At 74.5% G+C, this 19,759-nt stretch carries 15 protein-coding genes; 2 read left to right on the top strand and 13 right to left on the bottom strand.

Features of this window, described 5'->3' with window-relative positions; genetic code table 11:
- Nucleotides 1-98: 98 nt before the first annotated feature.
- From ACFVVL_RS19955 to ACFVVL_RS19935, 5 genes are all read right to left on the bottom strand, one after another.
- Entirely contained in the window at nucleotides 99-1,907 is a 1,809-nt protein-coding gene (locus ACFVVL_RS19955) for a GAF domain-containing protein (protein ID WP_380289686.1), read from the bottom strand.
- A 68-nt stretch (nucleotides 1,908-1,975) separates the two neighbouring features.
- A complete protein-coding gene (gene cydD / locus ACFVVL_RS19950) occupies nucleotides 1,976-5,464 on the bottom strand; it encodes a thiol reductant ABC exporter subunit CydD (protein WP_387676930.1) in 3,489 nt (1,162 codons plus the stop codon).
- 4 nt (nucleotides 5,465-5,468) lie between these two features.
- Nucleotides 5,469-6,494 (bottom strand): cytochrome d ubiquinol oxidase subunit II, encoded by a 1,026-nt coding sequence (cydB, locus tag ACFVVL_RS19945; RefSeq protein ID WP_380289690.1) that lies wholly within the window; start codon nucleotides 6,492-6,494, stop codon nucleotides 5,469-5,471.
- 31 nt (nucleotides 6,495-6,525) lie between these two features.
- Entirely contained in the window at nucleotides 6,526-8,070 is a 1,545-nt protein-coding gene (locus ACFVVL_RS19940) for a cytochrome ubiquinol oxidase subunit I (protein ID WP_380289692.1), read from the bottom strand.
- A 339-nt stretch (nucleotides 8,071-8,409) separates the two neighbouring features.
- Nucleotides 8,410-8,808 carry a VOC family protein gene (locus tag ACFVVL_RS19935; RefSeq protein WP_387676926.1) on the bottom strand — a complete coding sequence of 133 codons (399 nt, stop codon included), beginning with the start codon at nucleotides 8,806-8,808 and terminating at the stop codon, nucleotides 8,410-8,412.
- 149 nt (nucleotides 8,809-8,957) lie between these two features.
- Between ACFVVL_RS19935 and ACFVVL_RS19930 the strand changes: the two genes are divergently transcribed.
- Nucleotides 8,958-9,767 carry a nucleotidyltransferase domain-containing protein gene (locus ACFVVL_RS19930; protein ID WP_387676923.1) on the top strand — a complete coding sequence of 270 codons (810 nt, stop codon included), beginning with the start codon at nucleotides 8,958-8,960 and terminating at the stop codon, nucleotides 9,765-9,767.
- A 7-nt stretch (nucleotides 9,768-9,774) separates the two neighbouring features.
- Here the strand turns inward: ACFVVL_RS19930 and ACFVVL_RS19925 are convergent, their stop codons facing one another.
- Together ACFVVL_RS19925 and ACFVVL_RS19920 are read right to left on the bottom strand one after the other, a co-directional pair.
- Nucleotides 9,775-11,160 carry an oxygenase MpaB family protein gene (locus tag ACFVVL_RS19925; RefSeq protein WP_387676920.1) on the bottom strand — a complete coding sequence of 462 codons (1,386 nt, stop codon included), beginning with the start codon at nucleotides 11,158-11,160 and terminating at the stop codon, nucleotides 9,775-9,777.
- 97 nt (nucleotides 11,161-11,257) lie between these two features.
- The gene (locus tag ACFVVL_RS19920; RefSeq protein WP_387676917.1) at nucleotides 11,258-12,139 is read right to left on the bottom strand and encodes an oxidoreductase; all 882 of its coding nucleotides are present in this window, start codon (nucleotides 12,137-12,139) and stop codon (nucleotides 11,258-11,260) included.
- 57 nt (nucleotides 12,140-12,196) lie between these two features.
- Here ACFVVL_RS19920 and ACFVVL_RS19915 point away from each other — a divergent pair, with 57 nt between their 5' ends.
- Nucleotides 12,197-12,877, top strand: a complete 681-nt coding sequence (locus ACFVVL_RS19915) for a DNA-binding response regulator (RefSeq protein WP_380289702.1) — start codon at nucleotides 12,197-12,199, stop codon at nucleotides 12,875-12,877.
- An 11-nt stretch (nucleotides 12,878-12,888) separates the two neighbouring features.
- Here ACFVVL_RS19915 and ACFVVL_RS19910 read toward each other — a convergent pair whose 3' ends face one another.
- The 6 genes from ACFVVL_RS19910 to ACFVVL_RS19885 all read right to left on the bottom strand — a co-directional run bounded on the left by ACFVVL_RS19910 (nucleotide 12,889) and on the right by ACFVVL_RS19885 (nucleotide 19,608).
- Entirely contained in the window at nucleotides 12,889-14,418 is a 1,530-nt protein-coding gene (locus tag ACFVVL_RS19910; RefSeq protein ID WP_387676914.1) for a sensor histidine kinase, read from the bottom strand.
- A gap of 10 nt (nucleotides 14,419-14,428) precedes the next feature.
- Nucleotides 14,429-15,184, bottom strand: a complete 756-nt coding sequence (locus ACFVVL_RS19905) for a response regulator transcription factor (RefSeq protein WP_380289706.1) — start codon at nucleotides 15,182-15,184, stop codon at nucleotides 14,429-14,431.
- 282 nt (nucleotides 15,185-15,466) lie between these two features.
- Entirely contained in the window at nucleotides 15,467-16,075 is a 609-nt protein-coding gene (locus tag ACFVVL_RS19900; RefSeq protein WP_387676911.1) for a hypothetical protein, read from the bottom strand.
- 16 nt (nucleotides 16,076-16,091) lie between these two features.
- A complete protein-coding gene (locus ACFVVL_RS19895; protein ID WP_387676908.1) occupies nucleotides 16,092-17,303 on the bottom strand; it encodes an ABC transporter permease in 1,212 nt (403 codons plus the stop codon).
- On the bottom strand, nucleotides 17,300-18,091 hold the full coding sequence (locus tag ACFVVL_RS19890; protein WP_387676905.1) for an ABC transporter ATP-binding protein: 792 nt from the start codon (nucleotides 18,089-18,091) through the stop codon (nucleotides 17,300-17,302). The genes ACFVVL_RS19895 and ACFVVL_RS19890 overlap by 4 nt, the downstream gene beginning before the upstream one ends.
- Complete coding sequence (locus ACFVVL_RS19885; RefSeq protein ID WP_387676902.1) at nucleotides 18,091-19,608, bottom strand: efflux RND transporter periplasmic adaptor subunit; 1,518 nt, start codon at nucleotides 19,606-19,608, stop codon at nucleotides 18,091-18,093. The genes ACFVVL_RS19890 and ACFVVL_RS19885 overlap by 1 nt, the downstream gene beginning before the upstream one ends.
- Between the last annotated feature and the right edge of the window lie 151 nt (nucleotides 19,609-19,759).

Genomic DNA, 19,759 nt, shown 5'->3' with positions numbered 1-19,759 from the left:
GCACACCAACCGCGCGCCAACCAAACCCGGCACGGATCCCCGTCGTTTACAAACTGTTCGAACGGACCCCGACGGGGACCCACCGGCCGCACGGGTGTTCAGAGCCGGGCCGTCCACCGCACCCGGGTGCCCCGGCCGTACGGGCCGGGCTCGTGCCAGGCGTCGCCGCCGAGCGCCTCGGCCCGCCGCGCCAGGTTCCGCAGGCCGCTGCGCCGCCCGCCCTCGGGGATGCCGACGCCGTCGTCGGTGACGGTCAGCAGGACCCCGGGGCGCCCGCCGCGGTCCAGCGACTCCGGATCACCGCCGACCGGGCGTCCGCCGTCGTCCAGGTGCACGGTGGCGTCGACCTCGACGCCGACCCGGGAGGCCCGGGCGTGCCGGGCCGTGTTGGAGAGCATCTCCCGCAGCGCGGCGAGCAGTTGACGGCCGGTCTTCTCGCCGACCAGGCTCTCCACCGGGCCGACGAAGGAGACCGAGGGCTTGAAGCCGAGCGCCGCCGCGGTCTGGCTGCACTCGCGCAGCGCCCGGGTCCGCAGGGTGTCCGGCTCCTCGCCGTGGTCGTCGTGCTGGAGCGCGTAGATGGTGGTGCGGACCTCCTGGATGGTGGCGTCCAGCTCGTCCACCGCCTCGCCGATGCGGACCTTCACCTCCGGGACGATGGCCCGCCGGGCGGCGCCCTCCAGCATCATCCCGGTGGCGAACAGCCGCTGGATGACCAGGTCGTGGAGGTCCCGGGCGATCCGGTCGCGGTCCTGGAAGACGGCGAGCCGCTGCTGGTCGCGCTGGCCCTCGGCGAGCCGCAGCGCCAGCGCGGCCTGCGAGGCGAAGGTCTCGGCGAGCTGCTTCTCGGCCTCGGAGAACGGCACGGCCCCGCGCGAGCGCCAGACGCAGAGCCCGCCGAGCACCCGCCCGGCGGCGACCATCGGCACGGCCAGCGAGGGCCCGAAGCTGCGAGCGAGCCGGATCACCACGGTCGGGTCGGTGGACATGTCGTCGAGGTGGACGCTCTCCCCCTTGAGCAGCCGGGAGGCGAAGCTGTCCGGCGGCAGCAGCTCGCCGCGGACGAACTCGGCGGCCTCCCCGGAGGCGTGGGCGACCCGCAGCTGACCGTCCCCGGTCGGCAGCAGGATCATCCCGAGCGCGGCGTCCGCCAGCTCCCGGACCTGCTCGGCCGCGACGGTGAGGGCGACCTCGGCCTCGTCGGTGGAGAGCAGCGCGGTGGTCACCGCGGCCGCGCCGGCGATCCACCGCTCCCGGCGCCGGCCCTCCTCGTAGAGGCGCGAGTTCTCGATCGCGACCCCGGCCGCGGCGGCCAGCGCGTGCACCACCTGCTCGTCCTCGGGGGTGAAGGCGCCGCCCCCGCGCTTCTCGGTGAGGTAGAGGTTGCCGAACACTTCGTCGCGGATCCGGATCGGCTCGCCGAGGAAGGTCCGCATCCCGGGGTGGTGCGGCGGGAAGCCGTACGAGCGCGGGTCGGCGGTGAGGTCGGTGAGCCGCAGCGGCTCGGGCCGGTCGATCAGCGCGCCGAGGATGCCCCGGCCGACCGGCAGCTCGCCGATCTCCCGGACGGTCTCCTCGTCGACCCCGACGTGGATGAAGTCCTGCAGCCCGTGGCCCCCGGGGGCGACCACCCCGAGCGCGGCGTACCGGGCGTCCACCAGTTCGGCGGCGCCGGCCGCGATCCGGTGCAGGGTGGCGTGCAGGTCGAGCCCGGCGCCGACCGACACCACGGCCTCCAGCAGCCGCTGCATCCGGTCGGTGACGGCGGCGGCCGACTGCAGCCGCTCCGACACCTCGGTGACCAGCGTGTCCAGCCCGAGCGAGGAGATCTCGGGCACGCGGTGCGGCGCCTGGTCGGGCTCCGGCTCCGGCGGGGTGAAGTCGGGCAGGTCTGGCGTGGGGTCCATGAGGACGAGCGTAGTTTGTACGCTTTTCAGTGGAAGTAGCGACGCGACGGCGCGGCCGCTCCGCCCGGTCAGCCGACCGCGAGCGGCAGCCCGTCGGTCTCCCGCTCGCGCTCCCGCATCCCCCGCAGGCGCCCGCCCGGGAGGGCGAGGAGCTCGGACCAGCGGCCGCGCTCGACGACCCGGCCGGCGTCCAGGACGAGCACCTCGTCGACCGTGGTGTCGTCGAGACCGGCCAGCCGGTGGGTGATCAGGACGGTGGTGCGGCCGGCGGTGGCGGTGAGCAGGTCGGCGGTGAGGGCGTCGGCGGTGAGCAGGTCGAGGTGTTCGGCGGGCTCGTCCAGGACGAGCACCGGGAAGTCGGCGAGCAGCGCCCGGGCCAGCGCCAGCCGCTGGCGCTGGCCGCCGGAGAGGCGGGCGCCGTGCTCGCCGACCATGGTGTCCAGGCCGTCCGGCAGGGTCTCGGTGAAGTCCAGCAGCCGGGCGGCGGCGAGGGCGGCGCGCAGCTCGTCCTCCTCCGCGTCCGGGCGGGCGAGGCGGAGGTTCTCGCGCAGCGAGCTGTCGAAGACGTGGGCGTCCTGGGCGCAGAGCCCGATCACCCGGCGGACGTCCTCCCCGGCGAGCTCCCGGCTGTCCAAGGCCTGCGGGCGGCCGGCCGCGAACACCACGCTCCCGGCGTCCTGGTCGAGGAAGCGCAGCAGCGTCCGGGCGAGGGTGGTCTTGCCGGAGCCGGAGGGGCCGACCACGGCGATCCGCCGGCCGGCGGCGAGGTCGAGGTCGACGCCGGACAGCGCGTCGCCCGTCCGGCCGGGGTGGCGGGCGGTCAGCCCGCGGACGGCGATCGGCAGCGGCCGCTCGGGCAGGGGCTTCGGCGCGGCGGGTTCGGCGACGGCGGCGGGCGCGTCCAGCACCTCGTCGAGCCGGGCCGAGGCGGCCAGGCTGCGCCGGCGGGCCTGGACGGCGAGCGGCATGCCGGTGACGGCCTCGAAGGCGGCCAGCGGGGTGAGCACGACCACGGCCAGGCAGACCGGGGCGAGCGCCCCGGACTCGACCCCGCGCAGGCCGACGGCCGCGGCGGCGGCCACGGTGAGGCCGGTGAGCAGGGTGATCAGCCCGGTGCCGAGCGCGGCGGTGGTGGCCGAGCGGGCGGCCAGCCCGGTGAGGGCGTCGTCGGCGGCGCGGACGGCGGCGAGCCGGCCGGGCAGCGCGCCGGCCACGGTGAGTTCGGCCGTCCCGCTGAAGGCGTCCAGCACGGTGGTGGCGAGCCTGCCGCGCGCCGGGGCCTGGCGGCGTTCGGCGGCGGCCGACCAGCGGGCGGTCAGTGCGGGCACCACCAGGCCGGCCAGCAGCAGGCCGAGTCCGAGCACCACCCCGGCGGCGGGCAGGAAGGCGCCCGTCGCGACGGCGGCGGCCAGCGAGACCACCGCGGCCACGGCGGCCGGCAGCCGCCAGCGCAGGTGGTGGTCCTGGACGGCGTCGACGTCGGCGACCAGCCGGGAGAGCAGGTCGCCGCGCCGGAACGCGGGCAGCGCGGCCGGGGCGAGCGCGGTGAGCCGGCGGTAGACGGCGGCGCGCAGGGTGCCGAGGGTGCGCAGCACGGCGTCGTGCGAGACCAGCCGCTCGGCGTAGCGGAAGACGCTGCGGCCGATGCCGAAGGCACGCACCGCGGTGACGGCCATCATCAGGTGGAGGACCGGCGGCATCTCGGAGGCGCGGGAGATGAGGTAGCCGGAGGTGGCCATCAGCGCGACGGCGCAGCCGAGGGCGAGGGAGCCGAGGAGCACGGAGAGGGCGAGGCGGGGCCCGGCCGTGTCCCGGGCGGGTGCCGGCCCCTCCTGCGCCGGGGGCGGGGTGGGCCGGCCGCGGTGCGCGAGCACGGGGACGGCCGCCGGGGCGGCCGGGGGAGCGGCCGGACCGGCCAGCCGGACCCGCCGGTCGGCGGCGGCCAGCAGCGCGGGCCGGTGCGCGACCAGCAGCACGGTGCGCGCCGGGTCGGCGGCCAGCGCCCGGACGGTGTCCACCACGGCCGCCTCGGAGGCGCCGTCCAGGTTGGCGGTGGGCTCGTCCAGCAGGACGAGCGGGCGGTCGTCGGCGAGCAGCACCCGGGCGAGCGCGAGCCGCTGGCGCTGGCCGGCCGAGAGCCCGGCGCCGTCCTCGCCGAGGGGGGCGTCCAGCCGGGTGACGAAGTCCAGGGCGTGGGCGGAGCGCAGGGCCGTCCACAGCTCGTCGTCGGTGGCGTCGGGCCGGTGCAGCCGCAGGTTGTCGGCGACGGTGCCGGCGAACAGGTGCGGGTGCTGGGGCACCCAGGCGATCTGCCGCCGCCAGCTCTCCGGCTCCAGGTCGGCCAGGTCGTAGGTCCGCCCGTCGGCGGCGGTGATCCGGACGCGGCCGGCGTCCGGGACGGTGAGGCCGAGCAGGACGCCGAGCAGGGTGGACTTCCCGGCGCCGGACGGGCCGGTGAGCGCGACGCTCTCGCCCGGGCCCAGCACCAGTGCGGCGTCGTCGAGGGCGGGCACGGTGCGGCCGGGGAAGCGCACGGTGAGGCCGTCGGCCGTGAGGCGGGCCCCGGCGAGGGCGGGCGCGGGCACCGTGCCGGCGGCGGGCAGCGGGGTCTCCAGCACCTCGAAGATCCGGTCGGCGGCGGTCAGGCCCTCGACGCTGGAGTGGTAGAGCGCGCCGACCTGGCGGATCGGGAAGTAGACCTCGGGGGCGAGGATCAGGACCAGCAGCCCGGTCTCCAGGTCGAGGCTGCCGTTCACCAGCCGGAAGCCGATCGAGACGGCGACCAGCGCGACCGAGAGGGTGGAGAGCAGTTCCAGGGCGAAGGAGGAGACGAAGGCGATCCGCAGGGTGCGCAGGGTGGCCCTGCGGTAGTCGGCGGTGATCCGGGCGATGGTCCCGGCCTGGGCGCGGGCCCGGTTGAAGACCTTGAGCGTGGGCAGCCCGGCGACCACGTCCAGGAAGTGGTGGGAGAGCCGGGAGAGGGTGCTCCACTGGCGGTCCATCCGGGCCTGGGTGGCCATCCCGATCAGCACCATGAACAGCGGGATCAGCGGCAGGGTGCCGGCGATGATCGCGGCCGAGGTGGCGTCGGCGCCGACGATCCGCAGCAGCACGGTGGCCGGGACGACCACGGCGAGCGCCAGCTGCGGCAGGTAGCGGGCGAAGTAGTCGTCGAGCGCGTCGACGCCCCGGGTGGCGAGGGCGGTGAGTTCGCCGGTGCGCCGGCCCGCCAGGTGGGCCGGGCCGAGCGCGGTGGCGTGGTCGAGCAGCCGGCGCCGCAGGGTGGACTTCACCCGGGCGACGGACCGGTGCGCGGTCAGTTCGGTGAGCCAGCCGACCAGCCCGCGTCCGACCGCGGTGAGCACCAGCAGCGCCAGCGGCGCGGTGAGCTCGTCGAGCCCGGTCCGCTGCTGGAAGCCGCGGACCACGAGCTCGGCGATCAGGCCCGCCTGGGCGACCACCAGGGCCGCGTTGGCGGTGCCCAGGAGGACGGTCCCGGCGAGGAAGACCCGGGTGGTGCGGGCGTACCCGAGGAGTCGGGGGTCGACCGGCTTCACGGCGTCAGGCCTTGTCGAGGGCGGCGGCCGGGTCGTGCCCGGGGATGTGCTGGACACCGATCCGCTTGCGGAACACCCAGTACGTCCAGCCCTGGTAGAGCAGCACGAGCGGGGTGAAGATCACCGCCACGACGGTCATCAGCTTGAGCGTGTAGGCCGAGGAGGCCGCGTTGGTCACCGTCAGGCTCCAGTCCGGGTTCAGCGTGGACGGCATGACGTCGGGGAAGAGCGAGAGGAAGAGCATCGCGACGGCGGCCACGACGGTCGCGCCCGAGAGGACGAACGCCCAGCCCTCGCGGGCCACCTGGTTGGCGGCGAGCGCGCCGACCAGGGCCAGCACGGCGATCACCAGGGCGGCGAGGCTCCAGCCGTTGCCGTGGTCGGCCTGGGTCCAGATCAGGAAGACCGCGGCGAGCGCCGCCGTCGCCAGTCCGGTCCGCAGGGCACTGGCCCGGGCCCGGTCGCGGATGTCGCCGACCGTCTTGAGCGCGGCGAACACCGAGCCGTGGAAGACGAACAGGAACAGCGTCACCAGGCCGCCGAGCAGCGCGTACGGGTTGAGCAGGTCCCAGACGCTGCCGGTGTAGTTCTTCTCGGCGTCGATGTCCACGCCGCGCACGATGTTGGCGAAGGCGACGCCCCAGAGGAAGGACGGGAGCAGCGAGGTCCAGAAGATCGCCTGCTCCCAGTTGCGCTGCCAGCGCGGTTCGGGCCGCTTGGCCCGGTACTCGAAGGCGACGCCGCGCACGATCAGGCAGACCAGGATGACCAGCAGCGGGATGTAGAAGCCGCTGAACAGGGTGGCGTACCAGTCCGGGAAGGCCGCGAAGGTGGCGCCGCCCGCGGTCAGCAGCCAGACCTCGTTGCCGTCCCAGACCGGGCCGATGGTGTTGATCAGCACCCGCCGCTCGGTGGTGTTCCGGGCCAGCGTCCTGGTCAGGATGCCGATCCCGAAGTCGAAGCCCTCCAGGAAGAAGTAGCCGATCCAGAGAACGGCGATCAGGACGAACCAGACGTCGTGAAGTTCCATGGTGTGTCGGTCCTATCGATCCTCGGGGGCCTCAGTAGGCGAAGGCGAGCGGCTTGTCGGCGTCGTCGTCGGAGGCCGGGCCGCGCAGGGACGGGTCCTTGGCGGGCGGCTGCTCGTCGGTGGCCGGACCGGCCTTGGCGTACTTCACCAGCAGCTTGACCTCGATGACGGCGAGGATCGCGTACAGCGCGGTGAAGGTGCACAGCGCGCCGATCTGGGTGCCGACGCTCACGTTGGGCGAGACGGCGCTGGCGGTGGTCATCAGTCCGAAGACGGCCCAGGGCTGGCGGCCCATCTCGGTGAAGATCCAGCCGAAGCTGTTGGCGATCAGCGGGAAGCCCATGGTGAGGATGCCGATCCGCCAGCTCCACTTGGTGAGCAGGGGGCCGAGCTCCCGCTTCGGGGTGATCATCAGCCTCGGCACCTCGTCGTCGCCGGTGCGGAACTCCGGGGCCAGGAAGCGCTTCTTGCGGGTGGTCCAGAGTCCGATCAGGCCGGCCACGAAGGAGGTCATCCCGAAGCCGATCATCAGGCGGAAGCCCCAGTAGGTGACGAAGATGCTGGGGATGTAGTCCTTGGGGTCGCCGCCGTACTTGGCGGCCTCGGCGGCGGCGGTGTCGTTGATGCCGGGGACGGCGGAGCTGAAGTCGCTGTTGGCGAGGAAGGACAGCGCCGCGGGGATCTCCAGCTCGACCGAGTTGTGGCCCTTGCTGACGTCGCCGACCGCGAAGATCGAGAACGGCGCGGGGGCCTTGGTGTCCCAGAGCGCCTCGGCGGCGGCCATCTTCATCGGCTGCTGGCGGAACATGACCTTGGCGAGCTGGTCGCCGCTGAGCGCGGTGCCGAGGCCGGCGATCACGGCGAGCACCAGGCCGAGGCGCAGCGAGGTGCGCATCGCGGCGACCCGCTTGGGGTTGGCGCTCTCCGGCTTGCGCTTGGCCTTCCAGAGGTGGAAGGAGGCGATGCCGACCACGAAGGCCGCGCCGGTGAGGAAGGCCGCGGTCAGGGTGTGCAGGACGACGGTGACGGTGGTGTCCTGGAACAGCACCCGCGCGATGTCGTTGAGCTGGGCCTTCCCGGTGGCCGGGTCGATCGCGTAGCCGACCGGGTGCTGCATCCAGGAGTTGGCCGCGAGGATGAAGTAGGCGGAGAGCACGGTGCCGAGCGCGACCATCCAGATGCAGGCGCAGTGCAGCTTGCGCGGCAGCTTGTCCCAGCCGAAGATCCACAGGCCGATGAAGGTCGACTCGAAGAAGAAGGCGATCAGCGCCTCCATCGCGAGCGGGGCGCCGAAGACGTCACCGACGAAGCGGGAGTAGTCGGACCAGTTCATGCCGAACTGGAACTCCTGGACGATGCCGGTGACCACGCCCATCGCGATGTTGATCAGGAAGAGCTTCCCCCAGAACTTGGTGGCGTGGAAGTACTTCTCCTTGTTCGTCCGCACCCACGCGGTCTCCAGCCCGGCGACGATCGCGGCGAGGCTGATGGTGAGCGGGACGAAGAGGAAGTGGTAGACGGTGGTGATGCCGAATTGCCATCGCGCGATGGTCTCGTGAGCGATTGCCAGTTCCACGTCGCCCTCTCTCCAACCGACCCTCTGAGGTCACATATCGGACAAACTTCATGTATAGCCGGGGACCGTCGTCCAAGCGCGCAAGCTTGCCCGCTTGTGAACGTGAACACGTTCACAAGCACAGTATCCATCACCCTTACGCGGGAGGTGCGGGCGGGGTGGGCCCGGGCGGGCGACTGACCAGCGGCGATGCCGTGCGCACAGTCTGTAAGGGCACCCGCCCGGCCACAACGAGCGGCCGGGCGGGTGGGGTGGGAGATCTGGACGATCCGTAGCATTGACAGCCGCCGGATCCTCCACGGCGGCCCGGTCGGGACCGCGGGGCGTCCGCCGGGGCGGCTACTCCCCCGGCACCGGGTGGCTGCCGTAGGGGCGGGTGATGAGCTCCATGCCGTGGCCGGCCGGATCGAGGAAGTAGACCCCCCGGCCGCCGTGGTGGTGGTTGATCTCGCCGGGCCGCTGCATCCCGGGATCGGCGAAGTGGTCGACGCCCTCCGCGAGGAGCCGGGCGAAGGCCGCGTCGAACACCTCGTCCGGGACGAGGAAGGCGTAGTGCTGGAGGACGATCGCCTCGCCCGGGACCGAGGCGAAGTCGAGGGTGACGCCGTTGTCGGTGGTCACCGGGACGAACGGGCCCCAGGCCGTTCCGACCTCAAGGCCGAGGATCCTCGCCAGGAACTCGGCGGACTCCCGGTTGTCCCGGGCGTGGACGATGGTGTGGTTGAACTGCACGGACATGTGTGGAATGCCTCCGTAAGGCACTCACGGGCTACCTCCATGCCTCACCCGGACGGTGACCGACACGCGATGCCGTGCCCACGATCCTAGGCCGCCGGATCCGGATCGCACCAGGCGTTCTCCGCGCCCCCGTGCCAGACTTCCACCCCATGCGGACGATCGTCGAAGCGATGGCCGGGCGACTGGCCGCGGTGCCGGGTGTGGTCGGCGTCATGCTGGGCGGCAGCCGGGCCCGGGGTGAGCACCGGCCGGACTCCGACTGGGACCTCGGCGTCTACTACCGCGCCGGACTCGACCAGGACGCCCTGCGCGCGGTGGCGGGACCGGGCGTGGAGGTGACCGGCCCGGGCGGCTGGGGGCCATGGGTCGACGGCGGCGCCTGGCTCACCGTCGAGGGCGCCGGCCGGGTGGACTGGATCCTGCGCGACCTCGACCGGGTCGACCGGGTCCGGGCCGACTGCCTGGCCGGCCGCTACGAGGTGGGCATCCAGGCGGGCCATCCGCTCGGCTTCTGGTCGCCCTGCTACGTCGGGGAGTTGGCGCTCGGCGAGGTCCTCGCCGATCCGTCCGGCGCGCTGACGGAGCGCCGGGCCGCCTACGGCGCGTACCCGGAGCCGCTGCGGGCCGCCCTGATCGGCGGCACCTGGGAGGCCGGGTTCCTGCTCGACGGCGCCGCCAAGGGCGCGGTCCGCGGCGACACCCTGTACGTCGCGCTCTGCCTCTCGCGCGCCGTCGGCGTCCTGGTGCAGGCGCTGTACGCGGCCGACCGCCGCTGGTGCCTCAACGAGAAGGGCGCGCTCGCCGTCGCCGAGGCACTGCCCGGCGCCCCGGACGGCTTCGGTCCGCGCGCCCGCGCACTGCTCGCCGCCCCCGGCGACGGCCCGGCGGCGCTCACCGCCACCGTGGACGCCGCCCGGGCCCTGGTCGACGACACCGTGGCAGCGCTGCGGAGCGGTTGACGGGCCGTCAGGCGCGGCCGAGGAGCTGGGTGCCGGAGGCCGAGGGCGCGCGGGCGGTGAAGTAGTCGACGAAACCGCGCAGGAGCTCCGCCGCGGTGATCACGCCGTCCCCGTCCGTGTCCAACTGCCGGAACCCGTGCGAGAGTTCGGCCGGGTGCACGCGGCGGCCGCCGAACAGCACCCGGTACTCGGCGAAGTCCAGCAGACCGTCGCCGTCGGTGTCGGCCGCCGCGAACACCGCCCGCAGCGCGGGCAGCAGGCCGCCCTCCAGGTAGGCCGGGTCGCGGTCGCAGCCGGCCAGGGTGGCGGCGACGTACTCGGCCCGGCTGATCCGGCCGTCGCCGTCGGCGTCCATGCCCGCCCGCAGGTGCTCCCACCACGCCTCGAACGCGGCGTGCACCCGGGCCTCGCCGTCCTCGGACAGCTCCAGCTGCCAGCAGACGTTGTGCGCCATCGCCTCCAGGTCGCGGGCGGTGAGCCAGCCGTCCCCGGTCTGGTCGAGGACCTCCCGGAAGAACCGGTCCAGCCGGGGCGGCCGGGTGTCCTGGCGCGGCATCCGCCGGGGCCGGGAGGGCGGGCGGACACCGGGGGCCCGGTAGCGCAGACGGTCCGGCAGCCGGGTCAGCACCACCCGGGCGCCGCGGTGCAGCAGCCGGGACAGCAGCGCCCCGCGCCGGGTGGGGACCAGGCCGAACCGGTCGCGGTAGAGCGCCGGGAGGTCGGCGACGGTCAGCTCGGTGACCACCCGGGCCACCACCGACCGCAGCAGCCGCCAGCCGGCCGGCCCGAGGAAGCGCAGCCGGCGCGGGCAGGGCGCCTCGTGCAGCATGTCGTACAGCAGGTGCCGCGCCGTCCCGGTGAACTCCAGCCGCTCGGCGGTCGTCCGCCGCAGGTAGCCGGGCAGTTCGGCGGCGCTCGCGGGCAACTCCCCGGCGGGCAGCCCGAACACCGCCGCGATGTCGGCGAACTCCCGGTAGAGCGCGTCGAGTTCGTCCGGCGTGTACGGCTCGCCGCTCAGCTCCCGCATGGCGGCGACCGCTTCGAAGAGGGTGAGCAGCACCCAGGCCCGGGTGGCCGGGTCGTGGGCGTCGTACGACCGGCCGTCCCCGGTGGTGCCGCGGATCCGCCGGTGTGCCCGGTCGAGCCGCTGGATCTCGCGCCAGAGCTGCTCCTGGTCGGACTGGAAGAGCCGCCGCCCGCTGCCGAGGGTGTGCTCGATCCGGCGCCAGGGGTGCCCGCGGTAGGTGGAGTGGGCGTCCATCCCGGCCGCGACCACCGGATGGGACGCCTGGAGCACCAGCAGCCGCCAGGCGACGAGGACGATCCGCCACTCCGAGAGATCCCGGCGGAAGGACACCTCGGGACGTGGTGCTGACGCTGCTGACGCTGCCATCCGGGAATCTCCTGGGAGTTGCGGGACCTTCGCGTACGGGCGGGGCCCTTCCCGGCCGTCCGGCGGGGAAACCAGGCGCAGGATTGGTCGGACAGTCCTACGTGGCAGGCGCTGTCAGCTCCGCCAGCTCCGCGAGGTCCGCCGTGTCCAGGCGCAGCGCGGCGGCCGCGACGTTCTCCTCCAGGTGGGCCGGCGAGGAGGTGCCCGGGATGGCGAGGATCGCCGGCGAGAGGGCCAGCAGCCAGGCCACCATCACCTGGGCCCGGGTGGCGTCGTGCCGCTCGGCCACCCGGCGCAGGGCCGGGTGGTCGGGGACCCCGGTGCCGCCCAGCGGGTAGAACGGCACGAAGGCGATGCCCCGTTCGGTGCAGTCGGCCAGCAGCCGCTCGTCGGCCTCGTCGTGCTCCAGCACGCTGAACCGGTTCTGCACCGCGGCCACCGGTGCGATCGCCTCCGCCTCGGCCAGCTGGGCGGCGTTCACGTTGCTGACGCCCAGCTGCCGGATCAGCCCCTCCGTGCGCAGCTCGGCCAGCGCGGCGAAGGGCTCGGCGATCGAGGACTGGCTGGGCAGCCGGCGCAGGTAGACCAGGTCGAGCCGGTCCACGCCGAGCTCGCGCAGATTGCGGTGGACCGCCGCGCGCAGCGCGTCCCGGTCGGCCGGGTCCAGCCAGCGGCCCTCCGGGTCGCGGCCGGGGCCGACCTTGGTGGCGATCACCAGGTCGTCCCGGTAGGGGTGCAGCGCCTGCCGGATCAGGTCGTTGGCGGAGACGTCGCGGAAGAAGTAGAACCAGGCGGTGTCGATGTGGTCGATGCCCAGCTCCGCCGCCCGGCGCAGCACCCGCAGGCTCTGCGCGGGGTCGCAGGCGGGGCCCTCCCAGTCGTGGGAGGGCAGCTTCATCGCGCCGAAGCCCATCCGGGAGACCGGCAGTTCGCCGCCGAGGAGGAAGGTGCCGGCCGCTGGTGCCTGAGGAGTCGTCATGGCCTCCACCCTCACCCGGGCTCGCCGGACCGCCGGCCGATCTGGCAGCTTGCTGCCATGAGCACCGATCAGATCATCACCCTGCACGGCGAGGACGAGCTCGTCCAGCGGGCCGGCCACCTCTTCCTGGCCTCGCGCGAGGAGTTCCTGGTCGCCGCCGCCGACCTGGTGACCTGGTCGGCGGGCGTCAACGCGGCCTTCCGCGAGGGGAAGCGGCCGCGCGTCGTCCCCGGCCTGACCATGCGCAAGCTGTACAGCCGGCGCGCCCTGGCCGACCCGGAGTCGCTCCGGCGGCTGCGGCGGATCGCCGCGAGCGGCATCGAGGTCCGGATCTCCGACGGGCCGATCGCCCGGGAGGCCATCGTCATCGACCGCCGCACCGCGATCCTGGCCGGAGCCCCGGTGCGCGGCGTCCGCGCCTACACGGTGGTGCACACCCCGGAGGTCGTCGAGGGCGTGCGCTCGCTGTTCCGGGCCACCTGGGAGAGCGCCACCGTCCTCGCCGACTGCGCCGCGCCGCCGCCCCCGCTGACCGGCCGGGCCCGGGACATCCTGCGCACCCTGGCCGCCGGCCACACCGACGAGACCGGCGCCCGCCTGCTCGGTGTCTCCCTGCGCACCTACCGCCGCCGGGTCGCCGAGCTCATGGACGCCCTCGGCGCCGGCTCCCGCTTCCAGGCCGGTCTGCTCGCCCGGGGCCTCCTGGACGGGGACGCCGGCCCGGACGGCCCCCGGTGATCCTCCGGGCCTCAGCGCTGGTGCGGGAGTTCCAGGCGGAAGGTGGCGCCGTTGCCGGGGGCGGTGTGCAGGGTGAGGGCGCCGCCGTGGGCGTGGGTGAGGGCGGTGGCGATGGCGAGGCCGAGGCCCGCGCCGCCGCGCCGGTCGTTGCGGCTGCGGGAGCCGTCCACGCGGTAGAAGCGGTGGAAGACCAGGGCGGCCTGGTCGGCGGTGAGGCCGGGGCCCGCGTCCGCGACCTCCAGGAGGCAGAGGCCGTCGTCGGTGCCCACGCCGATCCGCACCGGGGTGCCGGGCGGGGTGTGCTTGACGGCGTTGCCGACCAGGTTGGTGACCACCTGGCGCAGCCGGGCCTCGTCGCCGAGGACCGGCGCGGGCCCGGGCGGGCCGCTGCCGGCCGGGCCGGTGAGCGCGACCGGGCGGCTCGGGTCGAGCGCGGTGAGGTCGTGCAGGGCGTCGGCGGCGAGCGTGCGCAGGTCCATCGGGGCGAGGTCGAGCGGGCGCTCCTCGTCCAGCCGGGCGAGCACCAGCAGGTCCTCGACCAGGGCGCCCATCCGCACCGCCTCGTTCTCGATCCGGCCCATGGTGCGCCGTACGTCGGCCTCGGTCGGCAGGGCGCCCATCCGGTACAGCTCGGCGAAGCCGCGGATGCCGGCCAGCGGGGTGCGCAGCTCGTGCGAGGCGTCCGCGACGAACCGCCGCATCCGGGCCTCGGATTCCTGGCGGGCGGCGAACGCCGACTCGATCTGCGCCAGCATGCCGTTCAGCGCGACGGAGAGCCGGCCGACCTCGGTGTGCGCCGGGAGCACGGGCATCCGGTGGGAGAGGTCGCCGTCGGCGATCCGCTGGGCGCCCTCCTCGATCCGGCGCAGCGGCCGCAGCCCGGTCCGCACCGCGAAGAAGCCGAGCGCGGCGATCAGCAGCAGGACGGCGCCGCCGATGCCGAGGAAGGCGGTGCGCAGCCGGGCGACGGTGCCGTCGATGTCCTCCCGGGAGACCGCGACCATCACGTACGCGGAGTTCGGCGCGGGTGCGGCGAAGGGGCTGACCGGCGCGCTCTGCCGCTGGACCGGCAGCACCAGCGCCCGCCAGCGGTTGCGGCCGCCGCGCTGGTCGGGCAGGTCGAAGGGGGTGTCGGGGTCGAGCCTGGCGGGATCGAAGCCGGCCGGCTGCGGCGCCGGGTCGTTCTCGGAGACCGGCTGGCGCACCACGAACTGCACCTTGCCGTCGGCGGACAGGTACTGCACCAGGTACTGGCTGGGCAGGGTGGCCAGGTACTGGGTGGAGGTGCGCTTGCCGCCGGCCACCGGCACCTGCTGCTGCTTGGCGTCCGGCCAGCTGAGCCGGGACGGCGCCCGGCGGGCGAGCGGCTCGGCGTAGCGTTCCAGCTGCTCGTCGAGCCGCTGCAGCAGCTGGTGGCGGACGCTGCCGAGCACGACGGTGTCGCTGACCACCAGCCCGGTGGTGACCAGCACGAGCACCAGCACCAGCAGCCGGGCGCGCAGGGACAGCCGGCCGAGCCGGCGGGGCGGGGCGACGATCACTGCGTGGTGCTCAGCCCTGCGGCGGGCGGCGCAGGGCGTAGCCGATGCCGCGCACGGTGTGGATGAGTTTGGGCCCGTGCGCCGGTCCGGAGTCGAGCTTGCGGCGCAGGTAGGAGATGTAGGACTCGACGATGGAGAGGTCACCGCCGAAGTCGTAGGCCCAGACGTGGTCGAGGATCTGCGCCTTGGAGACCACCCGGCCGACGTTGGCCATCAGGTAGTGCAGCAGCTTGAACTCGGTCGGGGAGAGCGCGACGACGCTGCCGCCGCGGGTGACCTCGTGGGCTGTCGGGTCGAGGAGCAGGTCGGCGACGATCAGCCGGCCGTCCTCGGCCGGTCCGCCGGAGCGGCGCAGGATGGCGCGGATCCGGGCGATCAGCTCCTCCAGGCTGAACGGCTTGGTCACGTAGTCGTCGGCGCCTGCGGCGAGGCCCTGGACCTTGTCGCCCACGCCGTCCTTCGCGGTGAGGAAGAGCACCGGCAGGTGGTCGCCGGGGTGGCCGTGGGCGGGGCCGGCGATCAGGCCGCGGCTGGTCTGCTCGCGCAGCCGCTCGACGAGGGTGAAGCCGTCCAGGTCGGGCAGCATCACGTCGAGGACGACCAGGTCGGGGCGGTCGGCGGCGATCAGCCGCAGCGCCTCCGCGCCGGTCCCGGCGGAGGCGACCCGGAAGCCCGAGAAGCGGAGCGAGGCGGACAGCAGTTCGCGGATGTTCGGTTCGTCGTCGACGACGAGGAGGTAGGCCTCCCCAGGGCCGCCGCTGTTCACCGCCGAAGTTCCTGGTGTCGACACAGTGCCTTGCACGGGGGTTCCGCCTCCCGGTCGGACGATGGCGTTCAGCTTGAGGCTAGCCCGGGGAGGCTATGGGCCATCGATGAATGTTGGATTAACACCTTATCGGGCGGATTTGTACGGACGGACCGGCAGGGCGGGCCTCGATGGTGTGCGCACGGCTCGGGCGGCGGTCCCGCGCGAGCCGCGACGGGGGTGCGCGGCCCGGCCCCCCGGAGGAACCGGGGCCGGGCCGCGCGGGCGTCCGGGGCGGCCGGGTCAGCCGCCGGACGCGGACCGGGAACCGCCGCCGGGTCCGGCGGCGCCCCCGATCAGCTGGGTCGCGGCGTAGCCGCCGTCGCCGGACGGGGTGCCCACCACCGTGACGCTCTGGCCGGGCTGCAGGTCACCGACCGTGCCCTCCTTGTTGAGCTGCACCTTCGTGGTGTCGGCGGTGGTCACCTTGACGGTGTTGCCGTTGCTGTCGGTGAGGTAGACGGTGGTGCCGTCCACGGCCTTGACCGTGCCCCGGGTGAAGCCGCCCTGGCCGCCCTGCACCTCCTTGCCGGCGCCCGCGCCGCCCTGCCCGCCCTGCCCGCCCTTGCCGGGGACGCCGCCGGGGTAGCCGCCCGCCCCGCCCCGCGGCTGCTGGGCCCCGGCGGCGCCCGTCCGGCCGCCGGCGCGGTCGGAGCCCTGGTCCTTCTGGTACCAGACGCCGCCGGCGAAGGCCGCCGTGGCGATCACCACACCGGACAGCACCAGCGGGACCCACGGCAGCCGCCGGCGCGGCGGCCCGGCCGGCTCTCCGCCGACGTCCCCGGCCTCCGGGGCGGGGGCGAGCAGGACGACCTGCTCGGCGGGGGTGTGCGGCTCGGTCTCGTCGCTCATGTTCAGCGCTCCTTGGTCACTCGTGGCGGAGGGCGTCGATCGGGCGCAGCGCGGCGGCCCGGTTGGCGGGATAGCTTCCGAAGAACAGACCGATGGCGACGGCGATGCCGAACGCCCCGAGCACCGACTCGGGTATCACCACCGGCTCGATGCCGACGATCGTGAAGCGGGCGCCGGCGATCCCGGCCAGCACGCCCAGTCCGGCGCCGATCACCGACAGCAGGGTGGCCTCGGCGAGGAACTGCCCGAGGATCACCCCGCGCGGGGCGCCCAGCGCCTTGCGGATGCCGATCTCCCTGGTCCGCTCGGTGACGGTGACCAGCATGATGTTGGTGATGCCGATCCCGCCGACCAGCAGCGAGATCGCGGCCACCGCGCCGAGCAGCACCGTGAAGGTCCTGCTGGTCGACTCGCGGGCGCCGAGCAGCGAGGTCTGGCTGCTGATCCGGAAGTCCGCCCTGCTCGGGTCGGCGATCGCGTGGGTGCCGAGCAGGACGCGGGTGATCTCGGACTGGGCCTGCGCCGTGCGGTCCGCCGAGCCCGCCTGGACCAGGATCTGGTTGACCGGGCCGAAGCCGGTGAACGCGTTCTGCACCGTCGGCAGCGGGGCGATCAGCACGTCGTCGGGGTCGGTGAAGCCGGTGCCGCCCTTGGCCCGCAGCACGCCGACCACGGTGAACGGGGTCCCGCCGACGGTGATCGTCCTGCCGACCGGGTCGGCGGTGGCGAACAGCTGCTTGGCGGTGGTCGCCCCGAGCACCGCCACCTTGCGGGAGTTCAGCACGTCGTCCGCGGTGAAGTACTCGCCGTGCCCGACCTTCTGGTTGGCGGTCTCGAAGTACGCCGGGTAGGTGCCGACGATCGAGCCGGGGCTGTACGCGATGTCCCCGTACAGCGCGGTGCCGCTCGTCGTCACCACCGGCGCCACCGACCGGACGGCGTGCGCGTCCGCCTCGGTGGCGAGCGCCCGGGCGTCGGCCACGGTGAGCTTCCTGGCGGTGCCGGCCGAGCGCGCGCCACCGGTCGCCGAACCGGAGGTCACGGTCAGCGCGTTGGTGCCGAGCGAGGTGATCGACTCCTTGACCGCGACCGAGGAGCCGTTGCCGACGGCCAGCAGCAGGATCACCGAGGCCACCCCGATCAGCACCCCCAGCATGGTGAGCGCGGAGCGCACCTTGTTGGCGGCCAGGCCGCCGGCGGCGAAGCGGAGCGTCTGCCAGAGGATCACGCCGGCACCCCCGCCCCGGGCAGCGCGGGCGGCGGACCGTCCACCGGGGCCTGCCGGACGTCGGCGACGACCGCGCCGTCGACCAGCCGCAGCACCCGTTTGGCGTGCCGGGCGACCTCGTCCTCGTGGGTGATCAGCACGATCGTGCGGCCGGTGGCGTTGAGGCCGTCGACGAGCGCCAGCACCTCCTCGGTGGAGCGGCTGTCCAGGTTGCCGGTGGGCTCGTCGGCGAGCAGCATCGCGGGCACGGTGACCAGCGCCCGGGCCACCGCGACCCGCTGCTGCTGGCCGCCGGAGAGCTCGTTGGGCCGGTGCCCGGAGCGGTCGGCCAGGCCGACCAGGGAGAGCGCGGCGAGCGCCCGGCGGCGGCGCTCGGCGGAGCGCACGCCCGCGTAGGCGAGCGGCAGCTCGACCTGGGCCAGCGCGGTGGTGCGGGGGACGAGGTTGAAGGACTGGAAGACGAAGCCGATCCTGCGGTTGCGGACCAGCGCCAGCTGCCGTTCGTCCAGGTGGCCGACGTCGGTGCCGTCCAGCAGGTAGCGCCCGGAGGTCGGCACGTCGAGGCAGCCGAGGACGTTCATCAGGGTGGACTTGCCGGAGCCGGAGCTGCCCATCACGGCGACGTAGTCGCCCTGCGCGATGTCCAGGTCGACGCCCAGCGGGGCGCCGGTGGCCGGGTCGTCGGGGCCGCGCAGGGCGTGCACGGTGGCGTCGCCGCGGCCGTAGGACTTGGTGAGGCGGCGGATCCGGATCACCGGGGCCGGCGCCCCGGCGTGGTCGTGGGACATCAGCGGCCACCGCCCCGGCCGGCGCCCGCGCCGCCCGTGCCACCGCCGCCGGGGACCTCGATCACCGGCACGCCGCCCTTCACGCCCGGGAAGGAGCCGCCGGGGAAGCCGTTGGAGCCGCTGGTGGAGACCAGTTCGACCCGGTCGCCCTCGGCCAGCCCGGAGACCACCTGCACGGTGGTGTCGCCCTCGACGCCCACCTCGACGCCGACCCGCTCGGTGCCGCCGTCCGGCCGCACCACGGTGGCCGTGCGGCTCGCGCCGGTGCCGGACAGGGCCGCGGTGGGCAGCGAGAGGGCGTTGTCCGCCTCACCGGTGACCACCGAGACGGTCGCGCTCAGACCGGTGCGCAACGCGCTGACGTCCCCGGAGAGCTGCAGCGTCGCCGTGTACTGGACGGCGGCCGACCCGCCGCCGGAGCCGCTCACCGGCAGCGGGCTGACCGACAGCACGGAGGCGTTGAACCTGCGGTCGGACTGCGCGTTCAGCGTGACGGTGGCGGCCTCGCCCTTCTTCAGCTTGAGCGAGTCCAGCTCGGAGAAGTTCGCGGTGACCTGCATCCCGGTCGGGTTGGTCAGCACGATGAAGCCGCTGGGGGCGGTGGAGGAGCCGGCCGACGCCTTGGAGCCGGACGAGGAGCCGCCGGAGGAGCTCCCGGATCCGCCGGTCGGGCCGACCGTGTCGCCGGGCTTGCCGCCCACCGAGGCGACCGTGCCGTCCACCGAGGCGGTGAGCGTCGTCCCGGCCAGCGCCGCCTGGGCGTTGGCGAGGTTGGTCTGCGCGGTGGAGAGCTGCTGCTCGGCCTGGGCCACCGCCGCGTCATCGACCTTGGTGGTGGTGATCGTGGTGGTCCGCGGCTCGGGCACGGTGGTCTGCGCCGCCGGGACGGTGGCCTTCGCGGACGGGCTGATCTGCGCGGACGGGTCGGCCTTCGCGGAGGGGTCGGCCTGCCCGGACGGGTCGTCCTGCGGGGCGGGGTCGGCCTGTGCGGAGGGATCGGCCTGCGGGGCGGGCGCGCTGCTCCCGCCCGCCCCGCGGCCGCTCGCCCCGGACGCCCCGGACGAGCCGGACGAGCCGGACGAGGCGCCGGACCTGGCCGGCAGCTGCTGGACGGTCGTCGTGGTGACGCCGGCGCGGGCCTTGGTCAGGTTGGCCGTGGCGGTGTTCAGCGCCGACTGCGCGGCGTCCACCTGCTGCTGGGCCGCGGTGGTGTCGACGGTGGCGAGCACCTGCCCCTTGGCCACCGTGTCCCCGACGGCGACGTTGACGGCCGTGAGCCGCCCGCCGGTGGTGAAGTCCTGGGCCGCGTCGGTGGGCGAGGCCAGGGTGCCGGTTCCGGACACCGTGGCCAGGACCGTGCCCTTGGTGACGGTCGCCGTCCGGACCGGGGCCTTGGCGGCCGCCGTGCCGGGGTCGTCGTCCAGCACGGTGTACGCCAGGGCGGCGGCACCCACCAGGGCCACGCCGAGCGCGGAGTTGACGAGGACGGCACCTCGCCGTCGCGGGAACACCTTCATGGCGCCCAGCATCCCGGGGCGCTCTTGCACCGCCCTGGACACCGTCTGGGAGGTGGCTGACCGCCCGAACCGGGTCATAGGCCGCGGTCCGGGCGCCGCCGGGCACCGGCCCGGCGGGCCGTGGGCGAAGTGTTGACCGACCTCCCAGCCG

Source organism: Kitasatospora sp. NPDC058115 (assembly GCF_042884635.1).
In the GTDB taxonomy this organism is placed as follows: Bacteria; Actinomycetota; Actinomycetes; order Streptomycetales; family Streptomycetaceae; genus Kitasatospora.
Note: the sequence above shows the minus strand (reverse complement) of the source record. Positions and strands in the feature narration are given on the sequence as shown.

Coding starts and splice junctions, on each gene's coding strand:
- ACFVVL_RS19915 (WP_380289702.1), top strand. CDS start 12,197: ATGAGCACCGATCAGATCATCACCCTGCACGGCGAGGACGAGCTCGTC.
- ACFVVL_RS19885 (WP_387676902.1), bottom strand. CDS start 19,608: ATGAAGGTGTTCCCGCGACGGCGAGGTGCCGTCCTCGTCAACTCCGCG.
- ACFVVL_RS19925 (WP_387676920.1), bottom strand. CDS start 11,160: ATGGCAGCGTCAGCAGCGTCAGCACCACGTCCCGAGGTGTCCTTCCGC.
- ACFVVL_RS19920 (WP_387676917.1), bottom strand. CDS start 12,139: ATGACGACTCCTCAGGCACCAGCGGCCGGCACCTTCCTCCTCGGCGGC.
- ACFVVL_RS19890 (WP_387676905.1), bottom strand. CDS start 18,091: ATGTCCCACGACCACGCCGGGGCGCCGGCCCCGGTGATCCGGATCCGC.
- ACFVVL_RS19930 (WP_387676923.1), top strand. CDS start 8,958: ATGCGGACGATCGTCGAAGCGATGGCCGGGCGACTGGCCGCGGTGCCG.
- ACFVVL_RS19900 (WP_387676911.1), bottom strand. CDS start 16,075: ATGAGCGACGAGACCGAGCCGCACACCCCCGCCGAGCAGGTCGTCCTG.
- cydB (WP_380289690.1), bottom strand. CDS start 6,494: ATGGAACTTCACGACGTCTGGTTCGTCCTGATCGCCGTTCTCTGGATC.
- ACFVVL_RS19935 (WP_387676926.1), bottom strand. CDS start 8,808: ATGTCCGTGCAGTTCAACCACACCATCGTCCACGCCCGGGACAACCGG.
- ACFVVL_RS19955 (WP_380289686.1), bottom strand. CDS start 1,907: ATGGACCCCACGCCAGACCTGCCCGACTTCACCCCGCCGGAGCCGGAG.